This is a genomic window from Clostridium sp. AM42-4, from assembly GCF_003480105.1.
In the GTDB taxonomy this organism is placed as follows: domain Bacteria; phylum Bacillota; class Clostridia; order Lachnospirales; family Lachnospiraceae; genus Brotaphodocola.
On the sequence record NZ_QUIK01000027.1, the window covers coordinates 22,906 to 40,773 of the forward strand.

The window sequence follows — 17,868 nt, forward strand, 5'->3', positions numbered from 1 at the left end:
ATTCTTGGTTTTTATTTATCTGATCCGCACTCAGCTTTTCTGGCTGTGCATCAGATATATTTCCGCTCTGCAAGCAGGCTGGCCAGCTGGCCTGCTTTCTCTGCCGGTGTTCCGGTCAGCTCCACGCTGGGCGCGCCAGCCTCCGGTGCAAAGATCCGCTCCACTCTGGTCGGGGATCCCACTGCACCAAACCGGGTCAGATCCGGCCTTGGAAGATCATCGAAGGTTACAATGCGTACCGGACGGTCCATGGTTTCTTTCGTGAGGCGCCAGGATGGCAGTCTCGGAACGCAGATGTCTTTATCCACAGTTACCAGACACGGATAATGCATCCGTGAGATCTGGGTCACACTGCCAAAATCCTGCTTTAATGTGATCTGTTCTTCGTCCGCCTCCTCGATGGCAGAAACCCATGCACAGTGCGGAATATGTAAATGCTCTGCAATGGCCGGTCCGATCTGGGCGGTATCGCCATCGGTTGTCTGGCGTCCGCAGAGGATCAGGTCTGCACCACCTAACATTTCAATGCCCTGTGACAATGTGTAGGAGGTAGCCAGCACATCGGAGCCTGCAAACTTGCGGTCACTCAAAATAACGCCCTCATCGGCTCCCATGCTGTAGGCATCGCGGATCATACTCTCTGCCTGGGATGGTCCCATGGTCAGCACCGTAACGCTTCCGCCTGTTTTTTCCCGGATCTGCAGTGCACATTCCAGCGCATAAAGGTCATACGGATTGGTGCGCTGACCTGCGCTTCCCCTCTTAAGGTTTCCGGTCTCCGGGTCAATGTCAACCTTGGAGGTAGCCGGAACCTGCTTCATACATACGATAATTTTCATAGCAAATAACCTTTCCCTCTTTTATCGTTGCTGTTCACGCGATGCGCAGACAGCAGCGGATTTTGCTGCAAATGTAAATGCAATGGTAATACGCAGTTACTGCGAATCATTTTCAGTAGCTGTCGTCTAGTATAGCACGCCAACGCGTTAAAGTCGAGATGTATACAATTTTATTTACGAATGCTTATTTAATGATGCAATTTTCTGGCAATGTGCACTACGAAAAAAGCCCTGGCCTTCGCCAGAGCTTTTAACTATAAAGCATATGCTTTGTTATTCCATTTCACTTCGTAACTGCGCAGATCTACTGAACAGTTCCTTCACTTCTTCTTAAAATGTCGTAAGGGCTGACCTCACAGCCAAGGTCTACCCACAGGATCTGCTTTGGATGCGGTGCGCTCTCCATGGCATTTCCCTCCTCGTCCGTAATGGATTTTACGGTCACCAGGATATTGCGGCCGTCCGGCTTCATGATCTCAATCTGCTCGCCTACGGTAAACTTATTCTTCTGCTCAATGCGGCAGCAGCCATCCTCCCGGACTTCCTCTACGGTACCGAGATAGGTGTAGTTTTTCACGTAAGTGTTGCTGTCGTAGATCTGGCTGTCGGTAGTCGGCTTTCCGAAGTAAAATCCGGTGGTAAATTCACGGTAAGTGCATTTGCCAATCTCTTCCTTGTACCATTCCATGTTTTTCTGGTACAGGGCCGGATCCTTCTTGTAATCATCGATTGCCTTGCGGTAGGTGCGTGCTACGGTTGCCACATACAGGGCAGTCTTCATGCGGCCCTCGATCTTAAAGCTGTCGATACCGGCATCGATAAGCTCCGGAATATGCTCGATCATGCACAGATCCTTGGAGTTGAAGATGTAAGTGCCGCGCTCATTTTCGTAAACCGGCATATACTCGCCCGGTCTGGTCTCTTCCACAACGGAATATTTCCAGCGGCACGGATGCGTGCAGGCACCCTGGTTTGCATCTCTTCCCACCAGGAAATTGCTCAGCAGGCACCGCCCGGAATAGGAAATACACATGGCTCCGTGAATGAAGCTTTCGATCTCCATATCGTCCGGAATGTGTGCACGGATTTCTTTAATTTCCTTTAAGGAAAGCTCACGGGCAGATACCACACGCTTTGCGCCAAGCTGATGCCAGAACAGGTAGGTTCCGTAGTTGGTGTTGTTTGCCTGGGTGCTGACATGCAGCTCCATGTCCGGAAGTACGCGCTTTGCGATCGCAAATACGCCCGGATCGGAGATGATGAGGGCATCCGGACGGATTTCCTTCAATTCCTCAAAGTACTGCTCCACACCCGCCAGATCGTCGTTGTGCGCCAGGATATTGGCTGTGATATAAACCTTTACCCCGCGCTCGTGTGCAAACGTAATGCCTTCCTTGATTTCTTCATTGGTAAAATTCTTTGCCTTGGCTCTGAGGCCGAACGCCTCTCCGCCCAGATATACGGCATCCGCACCGTAGATGACTGCTGTTTTTAAGACATCCAGGCTGCCTGCCGGTATCAGTAATTCTGTTTCTCTCATATTTTTTCCCTGTCAGTTTGTTTCTTTTCTACAATTTTGCAACTACTGTGCATATTCCTTCATGTCAATCTTTGCAGCTGCAAGATTTCTGTTGCCATGTTACCCACAATTTTCGTCTTTCAGACAATATTTATCCACTGATTTTCACGCTTAACGCAACTCCATCCCCAATCGGGATCACGCTGGTCTGGAATTCCGGCATGTGTGTCAGTGTATACAGATATTCCCGCATACGCGCATGGATCGTGCGGTTGCGGCGCTCGACCGCGAAGCGGGACTCTATGATATCGCCGTCCTGCAGCACATTGTCGGAAAACAACACACCGCCCGGAGATAACAGGCGGATAATATCCGGCAGCCAGTGGATATACTGTCCCTTGGCCGCATCCATAAAGATAAAATCGAATGGCCCGTCGAGTTCTTTTAAAATAGCTCCTGCATCGCCCTCTAAAAGGGTGATCCGGTCAGACATTCCTGCCTTTTCAAAATTCTCCCGTGCCACGGGAATGCGCGGTTCATATTTTTCAATGGTAATAATATCTGTACCTTCCGGCATAACCTGTGCCATCAAAAGGGCAGAATAACCAACTGCCGTCCCAACCTCCAGAATGTGCTTTGGCTGTTTTGATGCTACCATGGTCTGCAGAAAAACCGCAGTTTCTTTCCGGATGACCGGCACACGCCCGGCTCTCGCCGTCTTTGCGATCTGGTCACAGAAGGCACCATGTCCCCGGTCCAGGGAATGAATATACTGTGTGATCCTATCCTGGTCCATCATGACGCTGTATCCTCCTCTTCTTCCACCTTTTCATTCAGGATCTGAAGCATCTTTTTGGATGACATGGAAGTGTTCAGCGTATAGGTTCCCGGATGAATCTCGTAATCGTAAAACTTCATCTGGACCCGCATGGCAAGCTCGTTGTCAATGAGTCCGTCTATTTTCAGTTCATGGATGGTGTCAGCATCTTTCTGTCCCTGCGGGACCGTAACGGTAATATCCCGCCCCGGCGCCTGCTCCACGGAACTTTCATAAAACAGGGAATGCCCAAAGGCATAACCTCGTGTGATGCCCTCTGCCAACAGAAGAAGCACAATGGCATACAGGATCAGCTTTCCTGAAATTCCGATGACCGCTCCGGTCACCCTGTTGATATCCTTGGTGATATGGCTCATCTTTAGCCTATTCAACCTCCATAATGATCGGCAGAATCATCGGATTCCGCTTCATACGTTTCCACATAAAGTCACTCAAGCTGTCACGGATTATATTCTTTAACTTGCCCCAGTCGGTCACATGACGGCTCAGGCAGTCTGCTACCGCGTCATCTACCACACGCTTTGCCTCGTCCATGAGGTCCTCAGACTCTCTCACATAGACGAAACCGCGGGATACGATATCCGGTCCTGCAAGAAGCTGGTTGCTATAACGTTCCAGAGTCAGGACTACGATGATGATACCGTTCTGTGCCAGGTTCTGACGGTCACGCAGGACGATGTTTCCTACATCGCCGACACCAAGGCCGTCTACCAGGATACCGCCATGCTGGACATGGTCTACCACTTTGCAGGAATCCTCGCAGATCTCCACAACATCGCCGGAAGACATGATCAGGACATTTTCCTTCGGCACGCCCACTGCAGTCGCGATGGACTGGTTTGCCATTAAGTGACGGTACTCGCCGTGTACCGGAAGTGCATACTTCGGATGCAGCAGGGAGTAGATGAGCTTGATCTCCTCCTGGCATGCATGGCCGGATACGTGGGTATCTTCGGTGATGACTTCAACACCACGCATAGCCAGCTCGTTGATGACCTTCGCTACCTGCTTTTCATTGCCCGGGATCGGGGTAGAGCTCATGATTACGACATCGTTTGGCTTAATGGATACCTTACGGTGCAGACCGGATGCCATACGGGACAAGGCCGCCATGGACTCGCCCTGGCTTCCTGTGGTGATCAGAACGGTCTGCTCGTCCGGATAATTCTTTAACTGGTCGATCTCGATGAGGGTGCCATCGGAAATGTTGATGTAGCCCAGCTCATTCGCTGTGCCAATGACATTGACCATGCTCCGGCCCTCTACGACAACCTTACGTCCGTATTTTTCTGCAGTGAAGATGATCTGCTGCACACGGTCTACGTTGGATGCGAAGGTTGCCACGATGATACGGTTATTCTTATGCTCTGCGAAGATTGCATCGAAAGTCTTGCCTACGGTACGCTCAGAAGCGGTGAAGCCCTTGCGGATCGCGTTTGTGCTATCGCTTAAAAGTGCCAGAACGCCTTTTCTTCCCAGCTCTGCAAAACGTGCCAGGTCAAATGCATCACCAAACACCGGAGTGTAATCTACCTTAAAGTCTCCGGTGTGCACGATGATGCCGGCCGGGGTAAACAGTGCAAGTGCTGCGGAATCCGCAATGCTGTGGTTCGTCTTGATGAACTCCACGCGGAAGCAGCCTAAGTTCACGGACTGGCCATGTTTTACCACCTTGCGCTTGGTGCTCTTCATCAGGTTGTGCTCTTTTAATTTATTCTCGATCAGTGCAATGGTCAGCTTGGTACCGTATACCGGAACATTGATCTTCTGTAAGATATACGGAAGTGCACCAATATGGTCCTCATGTCCGTGGGTGATCACAAAACCTTTGACTTTATCGATGTTACGTTCCAGATAAGTCACATCCGGGATGACCAGATCGATTCCCAGCATATCATCGGTCGGGAATGCAAGACCACAGTCGACAACCACGATGGTGTCTTCATACTCGAATGCAGTAATATTCATACCGATCTGCTCCAGACCGCCAAGCGGGATAATGCGTACCTTCGGCTTGGAAGCAGTATCTGCCAGGACATTCTTTGCTTTTGGTGCCCTTACCGGCTTTTCGCTTCTTGCCGGACGCTCTGCTCTTGCAGGCTTCTCCGCTCTTACCTGCTTCTCTGCACCTGCTGCCTTATCTGCTTTCTCTGTGCGGGCTGTGCGCTCACCTCTTGCCGTTTTTTCTCCTCTGGCTGCTGTGTTCCGTGCAGCTTTCTGGGTTCTTGGCTTTCTTTCTTCCTGCTGTTTGCCCTCTTCGGAAACTTCTGCTCCTTCTTCCTTTTTCGGAGCCTTAGCCGCGCTTCTCGGTCTTCTTGGTCCCCTGCTGCGGTTATTTCTTGCCGGACGTTCCGTTTTCTCAGCTCCAGCTTCTTCCGGCGCACCAGCCACGGCTGCATCTGACGCTCCAGTTGCATTCTGTTCCTGGTTTTCCGGCTGCATTTTCTCTACAGCAGCTCCTGCTTCCTGGATTGTTTCCTGCACCGGTGCACTTTTCACGCTCTGTACCGCTGCTTCTTTCTTTCTGGAAACAAACTCAGCCAGCTCCGCCAGTACAGACTTTTCTTCCTGCTGTGGTGCCTGGGAATATCCGTCTGCCGGTTTGTCATTCTGATTGTTCTGATTTTCCATGCTTTCTATTTTCCTCCAATTTATTTTCCATAAAAGCTTACTTTGAAGATCCACTTCTTGAAAATCTGCTTTTTGAAGATTGATTCCCTGAAGCGTTATTTCTGAAGCTCTACTTCCATATCTTCCATTAATTCGGTAAAAATTTTGAAGAGATAGTCCATCTCATCATCGTTCTCTACAAACTCGTATACCGCATCGCTATCCTCTGCCTTGGAAACATCCTTTAAGATATAGCACTCGCCATCCTCTTCATCGTCGGAATCTGTCACAAGAAGGTAATTCATTCCATTGATCCGGGTTTCCTCCAGAACATAAAAATCCACACTTTCCCCAGTATCGGTCTGCAGGGTAATTTTCTCTTCCATCACGTTCTCTCCTGTTTTTTGTCACTATTCACGTGTTGCACAAACAATCACATTTTGTAACTGTTCAGTACCTTCACAGTTACCACGTTTTTTTACTTCAGGGAGCCCAGATACGACTGCAGGATCAAAGTGGCCGCAATCTTGTCGATCACCTTTTTCCGGTCTTCTCTGCGCACTCCGCTTTCGATCAGAATCTCATTTGCTTCAATAGTTGTCAGACGCTCGTCCCACAAGACAACCGGAAGGCCAGTCCTGCGCACAAGCATATCGCGAAATTCTTCTGTTTTCTTTGCACGTTCCCCAATAGAATCATCCATATTCTTAGGATATCCCAAAACGATCGTTTCAACCTGATATTCCGCCACAAGGGCTTCAATCCGGGCAAGGGTCTTACGCAGCTTATTTTCTTCTTTCCGGGTAATCGTCTCCACACCCTGGGCGGTTATACCCAACGGATCGCAGACTGCTACCCCTACTGTTTTGGATCCATAGTCCAGTCCTAAAAGTCTCATAAAATTTTTCCTTATTCATTTCTATATACGTTGCTGTTCCCGCATGCGTGCCCAATAACAGGATTTTGCCGGTTTTCGCATTCTAAATCAGCCAAACCGGCCAGCGGCAGCTTTTCCGGCTGCATGGCAACACAAAACTGCCAGCCTCTCCGGACGGATATGGCTGGCAATCATCTTTCGTTCATCATTTCGTGATATCATCACTCCATAATTTCGCCGTTCGTCAAAAACCTGCAACCAGTTTTCTGACTCACTTTCACTCATTATATCAGGCACACGTCTTCTTTATTTCAACTTCGCGTCGATATAAACAGACATCAGCTCTTCCAGAATCTCATCACGCTCTACTTTCATGATCAGACTTCTGGCACCTTTATGGCTGGTGATATAGGTTGGATCCCCGGACATAATATAGCCTACGATCTGGTTTACCGGATTATAACCCTTTTCCGTCAGCGCCACGTACACCTGCTCCAAAACCTGGCTGACATCCATTTTGTTCTCCTGTACTGCTTTAAAAAACTGTGTGTTATGAATTTCGCCCATGTTGTTCACGTCCTTTAACTATTCTTCTCTATTCTATACTACTTTCTAGGATTCGTCAAGCGCAAGGCTTCGCTGCTATTCGAGTTGTTGCTGTTCACGCATGCGTATCCAGCAGCAGAACTTCATCGTTCATCGCCCTGACAAGGACTCCTTCCGCCATTTTATTCTTCAGGTTTTCTGCATAAGGCACCACAGCTTTTACATATTCCATGGTATGGCCGATCATATATTCCACACCATCGATCTCAGTTTTTTCCTCGAGAAGTACCGTCTTTTTCTTTCCAAGAAAGCTTTCCCGGTATGCTTTTGACATCTGCTTTTCAAGTTTTAATAAAATCTCACTTCTGGCAGTTTTCACCTGCTCCGGAATCTGGTCCGGCATGCGGTCCGCGCGGGTTCCTGCTCGTCTGGAATATTTGAAAATGTGCATCTCATAGAAGCCGGTCTGCTCTAAAAAGGCTTTTGTTACCGCAAATTCTTCCTCGGTTTCTCCCGGGAAGCCCACGATCACGTCGGTCGTGACAGCCGGATTATCGAAGAAACGGCGCAGGATCGCGCAGCCCTCTGCATATTCCTCTGTAGTATAATGGCGGTTCATCCGTTTTAAGGTCTCGTCGCAGCCGCTCTGTAAGGACAGGTGGAAATGCGGGCAGAATTTCGGCATGCCGGCCAGCGCCTTTGCGAACTCCTCTGTGATGATCCGCGGCTCCAAAGAGCCGAGACGGATGCGTTTGATCCCCTCTACCTCATGTACCTGGCGGATCAGACTCAGCAATGTTTCCTTATGCTCCTCTTCAAAATCTACTCCATAAGAGCTTAAATGGATTCCGGTCAGAACCACTTCCTGATAACCTGCTGCCGCTAACTCCCTTACCTCAGCCACGACCTCCTCCGGCCTGCGGCTGCGAACCCGGCCACGGGTGTACGGAATGATGCAGTAGCTGCAAAATTGGTTGCAGCCGTCCTGTACCTTTAAAAAGGCGCGGGTATGGTCCGCGATCTTATGGATGGAAAGACGTTCGTACTCCTGTGTCTGGCCAATTTCAATGACATGGTCACTGTCCGTGTGGTCCTGAAAATATTCTTCCAGGATCGGGACCAGGTCCTGCTTTTTATTATTTCCGATGATGACATCGACCGCCAGGTCAGCCTTTAATTCTTCAGCCGCTGCCTGTACATAGCAGCCTGCTGCAACCACCACGGCATCCGGATTCTGCTTTTTAGCCCGGTGCAGCATCTGTCTGGACTTGCGGTCCGCGATATTGGTCACGGAACAGGTATTGATGATGTAAACATCGGCTTTTTCATGGAATGGCACAATCTCGTATCCGGCTTCTTCCAGAAGCTGCTGCATTGCTTCGGTTTCATAAGAATTCACCTTGCAGCCCAGATTGTGCAATGCTGCCGTTCTCATATTTTTTCTCCTTATTCTCTGTTGTTTTTCTAACAAGCTACAGTTGTTTCAGAACCAAAATTCCTAACAAACATTTAACCTGTTTTCTTGAAAACTCCCTATTGACTTTCCCTAAATATCTTTGTAAAATTTATCATAAGGCGAGCGAATTTTTATCCATACGCCAAGATTAAAAAGGTAACCATTTAAGGAGGTTTCTCACATGAAAACAGTTCGTATTTCTTTAAATTCTATTGATAAAGTAAAGTCCTTCGTAAACGACTTAACCAAGTTCGATGTTGACTTCGATCTGGTATCCGGCAGATACGTCATCGATGCAAAATCCATCATGGGTATCTTCAGTCTGGATCTTTCCAAGCCGATCGATTTAAACATCCACGCTGAGGCTGGTATCGACGAGATCTTAGAGACCCTGTCCCCATACATCATCAAATAATCATCGCTTACGTGATTTTTAATAAGGATACTCCGTTTGGAGTATCCTTATTTTTTTACCCGGAGCCCTGCGAAAGCAAGCATTCCGGGTTTATGTTTCAACCTTTAGTCACACCAGATGACTTCTTCTGTCTCCAGTGCCGTCTGAACCATCTGGTCGATCTTCTCTTCCAGCTTTGTCTCAGACTTATGGATGATGTTTAAGTTCGGTTTGGTTACCGGATGCTTTGCCACAAAAATGGTGCAGCAGTCCTCGAACGGCTGAATGGAGGTCTCAAAGGTTCCAATCTTCTCGGAAATGTCGATGATCTCCTGCTTGTCAAAACCGATCAGCGGGCGGAATACCGGCATGGTGCAGACCTCATTGGTCGCAGCCAGGGACTGTACGGTCTGGGATGCCACCTGCCCGATGCTCTCACCGGTTATGAGTGCCAGGGAATCGCTCTTTTTCGCGATCTCTTCTGCGATCTTCATCATGTAGCGGCGCATGATGATGGTCAGCTCCTCATGCGGGCACTGCTCGTAAATATAGAGCTGGATGTCGGTAAAGTTTACAACATGCAGCGGGATCGGTCCGGAATAGCGTGCTACCAGCTTTGCCAGATCAACCACCTTCTGCTTTGCACGGTCACTGGTATATGGCGGAGCATGGAAGTAAACCGCATCGATCTTCACGCCGCGCTTTGCGATCATGTAGCCTGCTACCGGGCTATCAATACCGCCGGATAAGAGCAGGGTTGCCTTTCCGTTGGTTCCAACCGGCATACCGCCCGGTCCCGGGATCATCAGGGAGTAAATGTTTACCAGCTTGCGGATCTCCACATGGAGCAGCACATCCGGGTGATGCACATCTACGGAAGTCTCCGGGAACGCATTTAAGATCACCTCGCCAAGGTCACAGTTCATCTGCTCGGAGCGCACCGGATAGTTCTTATCGGCACGTCTGGAATCTACCTTAAAGGTAAAATGCTTATCCGGATAAACCTGGTCGATGTAATCGACAACAACCTTCTTTAAATTCTCGTAATCCTTTTCCTCGATCTGAAGCATCGGACAGATCCAGGCAATGCCGAATACCTTCTTTAATGCGTCGATCACCTCATCGTAATCGTACTCGCTAAGCGCCTGTACATAAATACGGCCAGATTCCTTCGATGCGATGAAAGAACCTTCTACCTTTTTGAGTGCGTTCTTGATCTGCTTGATCAGCGCATCTTCAAAGAGGTAACGGTTTTTTCCCTTGGTACCGATCTCTGCGTACTTAATCAAAAATGACTGGTATACCATAATTCTCCTTTTTTCCTTTCTTATCCTCTCTGGTAACGGCGAAGCACCGGAACCAGTTCCTTTAATGTATCAATTGTATAATCAATTTCTTCTTTCGTGTTAAACATGCCAAAGCTCATGCGGATCGTGGAATCCAGAAGCTTCTGTGCCACACCAATGCCCTTTAAGGTTCCGCTGATGCCCGGATGATTGGAAGAGCAGGCAGAACCGGAAGAAACGTAAATGCCCTTATCCTCCAGCGCATGCAGAAGTACCTCGCTGCGCACGCCTGCAAAGCTGACGCTGACGATCTGTGGTGCACTCGCCTCACCCTTTTTGCTGTTGATGACCGTTCCCTCGATCTCACCCAGCCGGTCTGTCATGTAATCTTTCAGTTCGATCAGCTTCGCAACCTTTGCCGCATGATCGGTGTACATTTCCTTTGCTGCAGCGCCAAAGCCTGCCACGCCCGGAACATTTTCCGTGCCGGAACGCATACCGGCCTGCTGGCCGCCGCCATAGATCAGCGGTTTGATCTTTACGCCGTTTCGGATATACAAAAATCCGACACCCTTCGGTCCGTGAATCTTATGGCTGCTGACCGATAACAGGTCAATGCCCTGTTTTTTCGGGCGGATCACATATTTTCCGTAAGCCTGAATCGCATCGACATGGTAGAGCGTAGACGGATTTTTTGCCTTGATGATCTTTGAGATTTCCTCAACCGGCTCCACAGCGCCCACCTCATTGTTCACATACATGGTGGAAACCAGGATGGTATCCGGGCGGATGGCCTCCTCCAGTTCTTTCAGGCTGATGTGCCCGTCATGATCCACCGGAAGAATGGTCACCTCAAAGCCAAGCTCCTCTAAAACCCCGAGCGGATTGTACACGGACGGGTGCTCGATCGAGGTGCTGATGATGTGTTTCCCGGCTCTCTGGTTGGCCCAGGCAGTACCGATCAGCGCCATATTGTTGGACTCAGAGCCGCCGGAGGTAAACAGGATTTCCTTTTCCTGTACCTTCATGGTATCGGCAATGATCTTTCTGGCATCGCGGATATACTGCTCTGCCTCCATGCCCTTGCGGTGCTTTGCCGCCGGGTTTGCGTAATCCTCTGTCATTGTTTTTACCACAATGTCCTTCACACTGTCGAGAACCTTTGTGGTAGCTGAATTATCAAAATATGCTTCCATTGCATTTCTCCTGTATTTGTTGCAAATCGCAGCGTTTCCATGTTCTTAGACCCGGTTCGGCTGCATGGCCCCTGCTGCTTCTTACTGCCCGTTACTGCTCCAGCTGGAACATTAAAATAGAAAGCATTGTCATGCCTGCAGTCTCCGTGCGCAGGATCCTCCGCCCCAATGTAATGGGGTGAATCCCCTCTTCCATGGCCATTTCTACTTCTTCTACATCAAAGCCGCCCTCCGGGCCGATAAAAATGCCCACACGCATGCCGGGCTTTACCTGCTCCAGAATGGCTTTGGTTTCCTTCATGCCCTCTGCCAGCTCATACGGGATCAGATTGACATCGAACCCTTTGGCATAGGCAAAGGCCTCTTTCATGGTCAGCACGCCGTGAACCTGCGGGATCATCATGCGGCCTGACTGCTTGGCTGCGCTCTCTGCGATCGCATTCCAGCGCTTTAATTTGGACTCTTCTTTTTTCCGGTCCAGCTTCACGACTGCACGGCGGGTTGCCACCGGAATGACCTCATGCACGCCCAGTTCCACTGCCTTCTGGATAATGAGCTCCATCTTGTCGCTCTTTGGCAGTCCCTGGAACAGATAAAGCTCTGCCGGAAGCTCGCTCATATTCGTATCTTCCGTGAGGATTTTTGCACGTATCTCCGCTTCGCCAATGGTTTCCAGCTCACAGATATAGCTGCGGGAAATCCCGTCCCGGATTCCGACCTGCTCTCCGGTTTTCATGCGGAGGACATTGCGGATATGATTGACATCCTGACCGGTAATCACGGCATAGCCATCCATGATCTGCGCCGGTGTTACAAAAAAATGATACACGATTCCTGCTCCTTATTTTCTGCGGGCGGTGATGGATACCCAGTCGCCCTGGTAGGTAGTTTCCACGATTTCAAGCTCCGGATTTGCATTCATCGCGTCTTTGACATCCTGTTCCTTGGTGTTGATGATACCGGAGGTGATGAACATGCCGCCGTGTTTGATGTGCTTGCAGATTTCCCCCTGCAGCATGATGATGACCGGAGCCAGGATATTTGCAACGGCAATGTCATAGCACTCATAGCCGGCCTGGTCCTGAATGGCTTTGTCATCGATGATATTTCCCTGTACCACATGGAAGCGGTCTGCCGGAATGTCGTTGGACTCCAGATTCTCGCCCACTGCCACGATCGCATTCTCGTCCAGATCCGTACCAAATACACTTCTTGCACCAAGCTTCAATGCCGCAATGCCAAGGATACCGCTGCCGGTTCCCACATCGATCACATCAGTTTCCGGAGTTACGTACTTGCGCAGCTGGCGGATGCACAGCTGTGTCGTCTCATGCATACCGGTTCCGAATGCAGTACCCGGATCGATCTGGATCAGAAGCTTATCCTTATGCTCCTCCGGAATCGTCTCCCAGGTTGGTTTGATGAGGATGTCGTCTACAGTAAACGGTTTGAAATACTGTTTCCAGTTGTTGATCCAGTCCTTATCCTCAGTCTCAGAAACACTTAAGGTACGCTCGCCGACGTTGACAAACTCAGCGATCTCGTCCAGCCCGGCATTGACCTGGTGAATGATGTTTTCCAGATTGCTTAAGTCCTCTACATAAAAGCTCACCTTTGCAGTACCATCGTCCGGCGGAAGCTCTGGAAGAATATCGATGAACATGCCTTTGGTGTCTGCATCGGATAACGGAACATTATCCTCGATTTCAATACCCTCAATGCCGATCTCATCCAGCATGCTGCTGATGAGGTCAACGGCTTCGGTTGTCGTCTTTAACGTAAATTTGGTCCACTTCATGAGGTCCTCTCCTTTTTCTTCTTTTTAAATCCCCAGCAGGATTTTCACAAACAAAATAACCAGCACCACAAGGATCAGCGGCCGGACGATTTTCTGTCCGTTGCTTACCACAAGCCCGGAGCCTATGTAATGACCGGCAATGCAGAACACTGCTGCTGCCAGTCCCAGCCCATAATAAACGGTTCCGTTCAGTAAAAAATTGGCCAGCGCCATAACATTGGATGACAGATTCAGCACCTTCGTCATGGCAGATGCCTCGCGCACATTCAGATGTGCCGCACCAGTCAGAACCAGAAGCAGAAAGGTTCCGGTCCCCGGCCCGTAAAAGCCATCATACATGCCAATGACCAGTGCCGCCAGCACACAGATCAAAAGCACATGTCTGGCCGGAAGCTTCTGGACCGTCTCTTCTGCTCCCATGTTTTTATTCCGTAAAACATAAAAGGCAACGACCGGCAGGACCACCATCATCATGTGTTTGATCACAGTGTCACTCACCAGAAGTGACAGGCTGGAGCCGATGTAGGAGCCCGTAAGCGACATGAGGCAGGCACAAGCCGTGGTTATGATCAGCCGTTTTTCTTTCAGATAGCCGTTTTTTAAGTACCTCCAGGTCGAAACGCTTGTCCCCAGCGTAGAAGACATTTTATTGGTACCAAGGGCAAAGTGGGCCGGAACCCCGGCAATGATATAAGCCGGAAGGGAGATCAGTCCGCCTCCGCCTGCTATGGAGTCAACAAATCCCGCCAGAAAAACCAGCGGGCATACGATCAGATACTGTAACATAAAATACTCTTTCCTGCTGATGTCTGCATCCGGCATACAACAGCCTTTTTCTTGCAAATCGGCAAAATGCCACAAATATCAATATAACATAGAATCCGCGGCATGACAAGGGCTCCCACATTTCTTGTTTTTATATTTTGTGTGAAAATAATGCCTTATGAATACTTTCTGATATTGTATAGCTCAGATTTTCAATCCGTTCATCGATATCCGGAGGTGTCACATACAGATTTCCAAATTCCGGTGCCAGAAGCTCCCGAATCAGCAGATACTGCTCCTCCGGCACCAGGCTCTCCATATATCGTCCGGTTTCTTTTGTTCCACTGTTCTTTTTTAAGGTCTCTGTCATGACATCTACCGTATCATAGACGATTGCCGCCGCACTCACCACAGTCGGAACGCCCACCGCCAGAACCGGTACGCCCAGGCTTTCCTTCGTCAGGCTGTGCCGGTGGTTTCCCACACCTGATCCCGGATGGATTCCGGTATCGGTGAGCTGGATCGTCGTTCCCAGTCGCCGGATGCTGCGGGCCGCCAACGCATCTATCACGATCAGAAGATCCGGCTTCGCTTCCCGGACAATCCCTTTTAAGATCTCCGCTGTTTCCATGCCGGTCTGGGCCATAACCCCAGGCACGATGCCGCTCAGTACCGGAAGCTGGTGCTCTTTGCAAAAGATCGCGCCATACTCTTCCTTCAGATGTCTTGTCATCTGCAGATGGCTGATCACTCTCGGTCCCAGCGCATCCGGCGTCACATGGTAATTTCCCAGTCCCACTGCCAAAATTCCCGCCTCCCGTTCCTTTTTCCCGGTGAGCTTTTGGATCAGCTCGCAAAAATACCCGGCCAGCTTCTCCGAAATTTCTTCGTGGTATCCCTCGTCCTTTTTACCCAGCGCATCTGCCTCCAGTGTCAGATAAGTTCCCACCGGCTTTCCCATTGCCCTGGCTCCCCGCTCATCCAGGATCTTCACCTCTGTCATCCGGATATCCGAATGGCTCTCCCTCCACTTTCTCAGCGAAACACCTGAGATTTCCCCTCCATCACCCGGAAAACGCTCCTGTTCTTCCACTGCAAGATCCGTGCGGACCTCAAATTCTGTCCTATTTTCCTGCTTCATCTCTTTCTTTATTTTTTCCCTTATTTCTTTTCCTATTTCTTTTCTTATTTCTTTTCTCATTTTTTGCATTCCTTATCATTTCTTTTCCGCTGCTATCCTTATATTTTTCGCAAAATTAAGCAATTTATGTATTGACATTTTGGGCCGGATTAGGTAGAATGCAATAGTATGTTTACATTGAACTGTCCGTGTCCAGACTTTGATGCAAACCAAAGACTATGAATAAAATTTTTGTTAATTGGAGGTGCCCAGATTGGCTAACATTAAATCTGCTAAAAAGAGAATCTTAGTAAACGAGACCAAGGCTGCTAGAAACAAAGCAATCCGTTCTAAAGTGAAAACTGCTTGCAAGAAGGTAGAGGCTGCTGTAACCGCTGGTGATAAGGCTGCTGCTCAGACCGCATTACTTGCTGCAACTTCCGAGATCGATAAGGCTTGCACCAAGGGTGTATACCACAAGAATACCGCTTCCAGAAAGGTTTCCCGCCTCTCTAAAGCTGTTAACGGTATGGCTTAATCATAAGACTGGAATATTATAAATAATCAAAAAAGCTTCGGTTCCTGGGTGTGAGGAACCGGGGCTTTTTTGTTTGTCTTTTTCCCGTGATAACGCGCATTCCGTAAAACGATTTTCATAAGCCACAATTTCCATGACATAAAAAAAGAGAAACCATCGCAGATACCCTGCAGCGGTTTCTCTTTTTTAACATTACAGTTCTTGCATTTGCACAAACTTTTTCATGCTTTTTGTTCTTATACGTTGAAACGGAACAGGATCACATCGCCATCTTTGACAACGTAATCTTTTCCTTCCAGGCCAACCAGGCCTTTTTCTTTTGCCTTTGCGTAAGTACCGCAATCTAACAGATTCTGGTAATTTACGACCTCTGCACGGATGAAGCCACGCTCAAAGTCAGAATGGATCTTTCCGGCTGCCTGCGGAGCCTTGGTGCCAACCTTGATAGTCCATGCACGGGTCTCATCCTCACCGGAGGTCAGGTAACTGATCAGGCCAAGCAGGCGGTAGCTTGCAGCGATCAGCTTATCCAGACCAGACTCTGCAAGACCAAGTGCATCTAAGTATTCCTGTTTCTCGTCATCATCCAGCTCTGCGATCTCCTGCTCGATCTGGGCACAGATTACAAATACCTCGCAGTTGTTCTCTGCAGCATACTCACGGACTGCAGCAACATGCGGATTGGAAGCGCCGTCGTCTGCCAGATCCTCCTCGCCAACGTTTGCAGCAAAGATAACCGGCTTGCAGGTTAACAGGTTCAGGGAATTTACGAAAGCCATAACATCTTCGTCGTCATTCTCGTAGCTGGAAGCCATCTTTCCATCTTCCAGGATTGCCTTTAACTCTTTTAAGATCTCTACCTCTTTTGCCAGGGACTTGTCGTTGAATGCAGACTTGGAAGTCTTTGCGATACGGCGCTCCAGAATCTCGATATCGGAGAAGATCAGCTCCAGGTTGATGGTCTCGATATCACGGATCGGATCTACACTGCCCTCTACATGGATGACGTTCGGATCCTCAAAGCAGCGTACCACGTGAACGATCGCATCGACCTCACGGATATTGGCAAGGAACTGGTTTCCAAGGCCCTCACCCTTGGAAGCACCCTTTACCAGACCTGCGATATCAACGAACTCGATCACAGCCGGGGTTACCTTTTTGGAATGGTACAGGTCTCCCAATAATTTTAAACGGTTATCCGGAACCGCAACCACACCCACGTTCGGGTCGATGGTACAGAACGGATAGTTAGCAGACTCTGCACCAGCCTTGGTCAGAGAGTTAAACAGGGTACTCTTGCCGACGTTCGGCAGACCCACGATACCTAATTTCATAGTTTCTATTTCCTCCTTAGAAATACGCAGGAACGTATTTTATCTCTCAGCTTCTTACTTTTTAGCAGAAAAAGCGAGTTTTATTCTCGTATACTATAACATAGGTAGAAAAAAAAGTAAATGTCAGTGACGTCCTCTCTCGGCTAAAGTCACGGTTATGTTTGTGCAAGGCGCCAGTGCCTGCTTATCCATGACAATAGCCATATAGTCAAACAGCATCGGAGCAGAAAGTTCCCGGATCATGGCACCGTTACTCTTAATCGATGCAGTAAAGTTCGCGTTGCCATGGCGCAGCTCCTGTGCAGCAGCCAGGTGTTCATTTCCACCGGTGCCTCCGTGCCCGGCGCTCCAGTTTCCAAATAGCCTATCAGATATTCTATGGCGAATCAAGCGCATACGTGAACTACATCGGCAATTGAATTACCGAGCATCTGATTACGAAGCATAGCTCCATAGTTTCAGGGGTGCGTCCATGACACCCTTACTGCTACCCAGGTGGGTTACACAGCTACTTTTATTGTTTTTGTACTGCTCAGCCCGGTTACGGGCATATCAATTTCTTTGCCGGATACGGCATGATACTTTCTCAAAATATTATAAGCTCCTACTGCATCTGCATTGTAGATCACGGTATCTACAATGTAGATACCACGCTTTTTTCGATTCCTTTTCTCTGCATAAATGCACGATACTTCTTCTGACTGTGGCGGGCATTGACTGGAATAACTTTCTTCCTGTCTTATCAGACGAAT

The 17,868-nt window shown here is 49.0% G+C and carries 19 protein-coding genes and 1 pseudogene; 2 read left to right on the forward strand and 18 right to left on the reverse strand.

Annotation, left to right across the window (positions count from 1 at the left end; genetic code table 11):
* Window positions 1-50 precede the first annotated feature (50 nt).
* From DW922_RS15975 to mtaB, 9 genes are all read right to left on the reverse strand, one after another.
* Window positions 51-839: an electron transfer flavoprotein subunit beta/FixA family protein gene (locus DW922_RS15975; protein WP_118727101.1), complete on the reverse strand. Its 789-nt coding sequence runs from the start codon at window positions 837-839 to the stop codon at window positions 51-53.
* A gap of 304 nt (window positions 840-1,143) precedes the next feature.
* Window positions 1,144-2,379: a U32 family peptidase gene (locus DW922_RS15980; RefSeq protein WP_118727102.1), complete on the reverse strand. Its 1,236-nt coding sequence runs from the start codon at window positions 2,377-2,379 to the stop codon at window positions 1,144-1,146.
* Between the two features lie 130 nt (window positions 2,380-2,509).
* Entirely contained in the window at window positions 2,510-3,157 is a 648-nt protein-coding gene (locus tag DW922_RS15985) for an O-methyltransferase (RefSeq protein ID WP_118721160.1), read from the reverse strand.
* Window positions 3,154-3,552 (reverse strand): endolytic transglycosylase MltG, encoded by a 399-nt coding sequence (locus tag DW922_RS15990; RefSeq protein WP_118721159.1) that lies wholly within the window; start codon window positions 3,550-3,552, stop codon window positions 3,154-3,156. Before DW922_RS15990 ends, DW922_RS15985 begins: the two co-directional genes overlap by 4 nt.
* A 7-nt stretch (window positions 3,553-3,559) precedes the next feature.
* A complete protein-coding gene (locus DW922_RS15995; RefSeq protein ID WP_243032269.1) occupies window positions 3,560-5,230 on the reverse strand; it encodes a ribonuclease J in 1,671 nt (556 codons plus the stop codon).
* A gap of 692 nt (window positions 5,231-5,922) precedes the next feature.
* Complete coding sequence (locus DW922_RS16000; RefSeq protein WP_118721156.1) at window positions 5,923-6,192, reverse strand: DUF1292 domain-containing protein; 270 nt, start codon at window positions 6,190-6,192, stop codon at window positions 5,923-5,925.
* 92 nt (window positions 6,193-6,284) lie between these two features.
* Window positions 6,285-6,704, reverse strand: a complete 420-nt coding sequence (ruvX, locus tag DW922_RS16005; protein WP_118721155.1) for a Holliday junction resolvase RuvX — start codon at window positions 6,702-6,704, stop codon at window positions 6,285-6,287.
* A 285-nt stretch (window positions 6,705-6,989) separates the two neighbouring features.
* Complete coding sequence (locus tag DW922_RS16010) at window positions 6,990-7,250, reverse strand: IreB family regulatory phosphoprotein (RefSeq protein WP_118543576.1); 261 nt, start codon at window positions 7,248-7,250, stop codon at window positions 6,990-6,992.
* 94 nt (window positions 7,251-7,344) lie between these two features.
* Complete coding sequence (mtaB, locus tag DW922_RS16015) at window positions 7,345-8,664, reverse strand: tRNA (N(6)-L-threonylcarbamoyladenosine(37)-C(2))-methylthiotransferase MtaB (RefSeq protein ID WP_118721154.1); 1,320 nt, start codon at window positions 8,662-8,664, stop codon at window positions 7,345-7,347.
* A 202-nt stretch (window positions 8,665-8,866) separates the two neighbouring features.
* Between mtaB and DW922_RS16020 the strand changes: the two genes are divergently transcribed.
* Window positions 8,867-9,100: an HPr family phosphocarrier protein gene (locus tag DW922_RS16020; RefSeq protein ID WP_118534028.1), complete on the forward strand. Its 234-nt coding sequence runs from the start codon at window positions 8,867-8,869 to the stop codon at window positions 9,098-9,100.
* Between the two features lie 104 nt (window positions 9,101-9,204).
* Here DW922_RS16020 and thiI read toward each other — a convergent pair whose 3' ends face one another.
* The 6 genes from thiI to gpr all read right to left on the reverse strand — a co-directional run bounded on the left by thiI (window position 9,205) and on the right by gpr (window position 15,265).
* Window positions 9,205-10,386, reverse strand: coding sequence for a tRNA uracil 4-sulfurtransferase ThiI (gene thiI / locus DW922_RS16025; protein ID WP_118543578.1), 1,182 nt, complete (start codon window positions 10,384-10,386; stop codon window positions 9,205-9,207).
* A gap of 20 nt (window positions 10,387-10,406) precedes the next feature.
* Window positions 10,407-11,561, reverse strand: a complete 1,155-nt coding sequence (locus DW922_RS16030; protein ID WP_118706775.1) for a cysteine desulfurase family protein — start codon at window positions 11,559-11,561, stop codon at window positions 10,407-10,409.
* Between the two features lie 91 nt (window positions 11,562-11,652).
* Window positions 11,653-12,390, reverse strand: coding sequence for a 16S rRNA (uracil(1498)-N(3))-methyltransferase (locus tag DW922_RS16035; RefSeq protein WP_118721153.1), 738 nt, complete (start codon window positions 12,388-12,390; stop codon window positions 11,653-11,655).
* Window positions 12,391-12,402: 12 nt separating this feature from the next.
* The gene (prmA, locus tag DW922_RS16040) at window positions 12,403-13,359 is read right to left on the reverse strand and encodes a 50S ribosomal protein L11 methyltransferase (protein WP_118721152.1); all 957 of its coding nucleotides are present in this window, start codon (window positions 13,357-13,359) and stop codon (window positions 12,403-12,405) included.
* 24 nt (window positions 13,360-13,383) lie between these two features.
* Window positions 13,384-14,145, reverse strand: coding sequence for a TSUP family transporter (locus tag DW922_RS16045; protein ID WP_118721170.1), 762 nt, complete (start codon window positions 14,143-14,145; stop codon window positions 13,384-13,386).
* Window positions 14,146-14,275: 130 nt separating this feature from the next.
* The gene (gene gpr, locus DW922_RS16050; protein WP_118727106.1) at window positions 14,276-15,265 is read right to left on the reverse strand and encodes a GPR endopeptidase; all 990 of its coding nucleotides are present in this window, start codon (window positions 15,263-15,265) and stop codon (window positions 14,276-14,278) included.
* Between the two features lie 253 nt (window positions 15,266-15,518).
* Between gpr and rpsT the strand changes: the two genes are divergently transcribed.
* A complete protein-coding gene (gene rpsT, locus DW922_RS16055) occupies window positions 15,519-15,782 on the forward strand; it encodes a 30S ribosomal protein S20 (RefSeq protein ID WP_118721151.1) in 264 nt (87 codons plus the stop codon).
* A gap of 236 nt (window positions 15,783-16,018) precedes the next feature.
* Here the strand turns inward: rpsT and ychF are convergent, their stop codons facing one another.
* The 3 genes and pseudogenes from ychF to DW922_RS18155 all read right to left on the reverse strand — a co-directional run.
* The gene (gene ychF / locus DW922_RS16060) at window positions 16,019-17,116 is read right to left on the reverse strand and encodes a redox-regulated ATPase YchF (protein ID WP_118727103.1); all 1,098 of its coding nucleotides are present in this window, start codon (window positions 17,114-17,116) and stop codon (window positions 16,019-16,021) included.
* Between the two features lie 123 nt (window positions 17,117-17,239).
* Window positions 17,240-17,512 (reverse strand): hypothetical protein, encoded by a 273-nt coding sequence (locus DW922_RS16065; RefSeq protein ID WP_118721149.1) that lies wholly within the window; start codon window positions 17,510-17,512, stop codon window positions 17,240-17,242.
* A 104-nt stretch (window positions 17,513-17,616) separates the two neighbouring features.
* Window positions 17,617-17,868, reverse strand: a pseudogene (locus DW922_RS18155) (RNA-guided endonuclease TnpB family protein); the annotation flags it as partial.

Excerpts from the sequence above, each read along its gene's own strand:
- DW922_RS15975 (WP_118727101.1), bottom strand. The coding sequence starts at position 839 with ATGAAAATTATCGTATGTATGAAGCAGGTTCCGGCTACCTCCAAGGTT.
- DW922_RS15980 (WP_118727102.1), bottom strand. The coding sequence starts at position 2,379 with ATGAGAGAAACAGAATTACTGATACCGGCAGGCAGCCTGGATGTCTTA.
- DW922_RS15985 (WP_118721160.1), bottom strand. The coding sequence starts at position 3,157 with ATGATGGACCAGGATAGGATCACACAGTATATTCATTCCCTGGACCGG.
- DW922_RS15990 (WP_118721159.1), bottom strand. The coding sequence starts at position 3,552 with ATGAGCCATATCACCAAGGATATCAACAGGGTGACCGGAGCGGTCATC.
- DW922_RS16000 (WP_118721156.1), bottom strand. The coding sequence starts at position 6,192 with ATGGAAGAGAAAATTACCCTGCAGACCGATACTGGGGAAAGTGTGGAT.
- ruvX (WP_118721155.1), bottom strand. The coding sequence starts at position 6,704 with ATGAGACTTTTAGGACTGGACTATGGATCCAAAACAGTAGGGGTAGCA.
- DW922_RS16010 (WP_118543576.1), bottom strand. The coding sequence starts at position 7,250 with ATGGGCGAAATTCATAACACACAGTTTTTTAAAGCAGTACAGGAGAAC.
- mtaB (WP_118721154.1), bottom strand. The coding sequence starts at position 8,664 with ATGAGAACGGCAGCATTGCACAATCTGGGCTGCAAGGTGAATTCTTAT.
- DW922_RS16020 (WP_118534028.1), top strand. The coding sequence starts at position 8,867 with ATGAAAACAGTTCGTATTTCTTTAAATTCTATTGATAAAGTAAAGTCC.
- thiI (WP_118543578.1), bottom strand. The coding sequence starts at position 10,386 with ATGGTATACCAGTCATTTTTGATTAAGTACGCAGAGATCGGTACCAAG.
- DW922_RS16030 (WP_118706775.1), bottom strand. The coding sequence starts at position 11,561 with ATGGAAGCATATTTTGATAATTCAGCTACCACAAAGGTTCTCGACAGT.
- prmA (WP_118721152.1), bottom strand. The coding sequence starts at position 13,359 with ATGAAGTGGACCAAATTTACGTTAAAGACGACAACCGAAGCCGTTGAC.
- DW922_RS16045 (WP_118721170.1), bottom strand. The coding sequence starts at position 14,145 with ATGTTACAGTATCTGATCGTATGCCCGCTGGTTTTTCTGGCGGGATTT.
- gpr (WP_118727106.1), bottom strand. The coding sequence starts at position 15,265 with ATGAAGCAGGAAAATAGGACAGAATTTGAGGTCCGCACGGATCTTGCA.
- ychF (WP_118727103.1), bottom strand. The coding sequence starts at position 17,116 with ATGAAATTAGGTATCGTGGGTCTGCCGAACGTCGGCAAGAGTACCCTG.
- DW922_RS16065 (WP_118721149.1), bottom strand. The coding sequence starts at position 17,512 with ATGCGCTTGATTCGCCATAGAATATCTGATAGGCTATTTGGAAACTGG.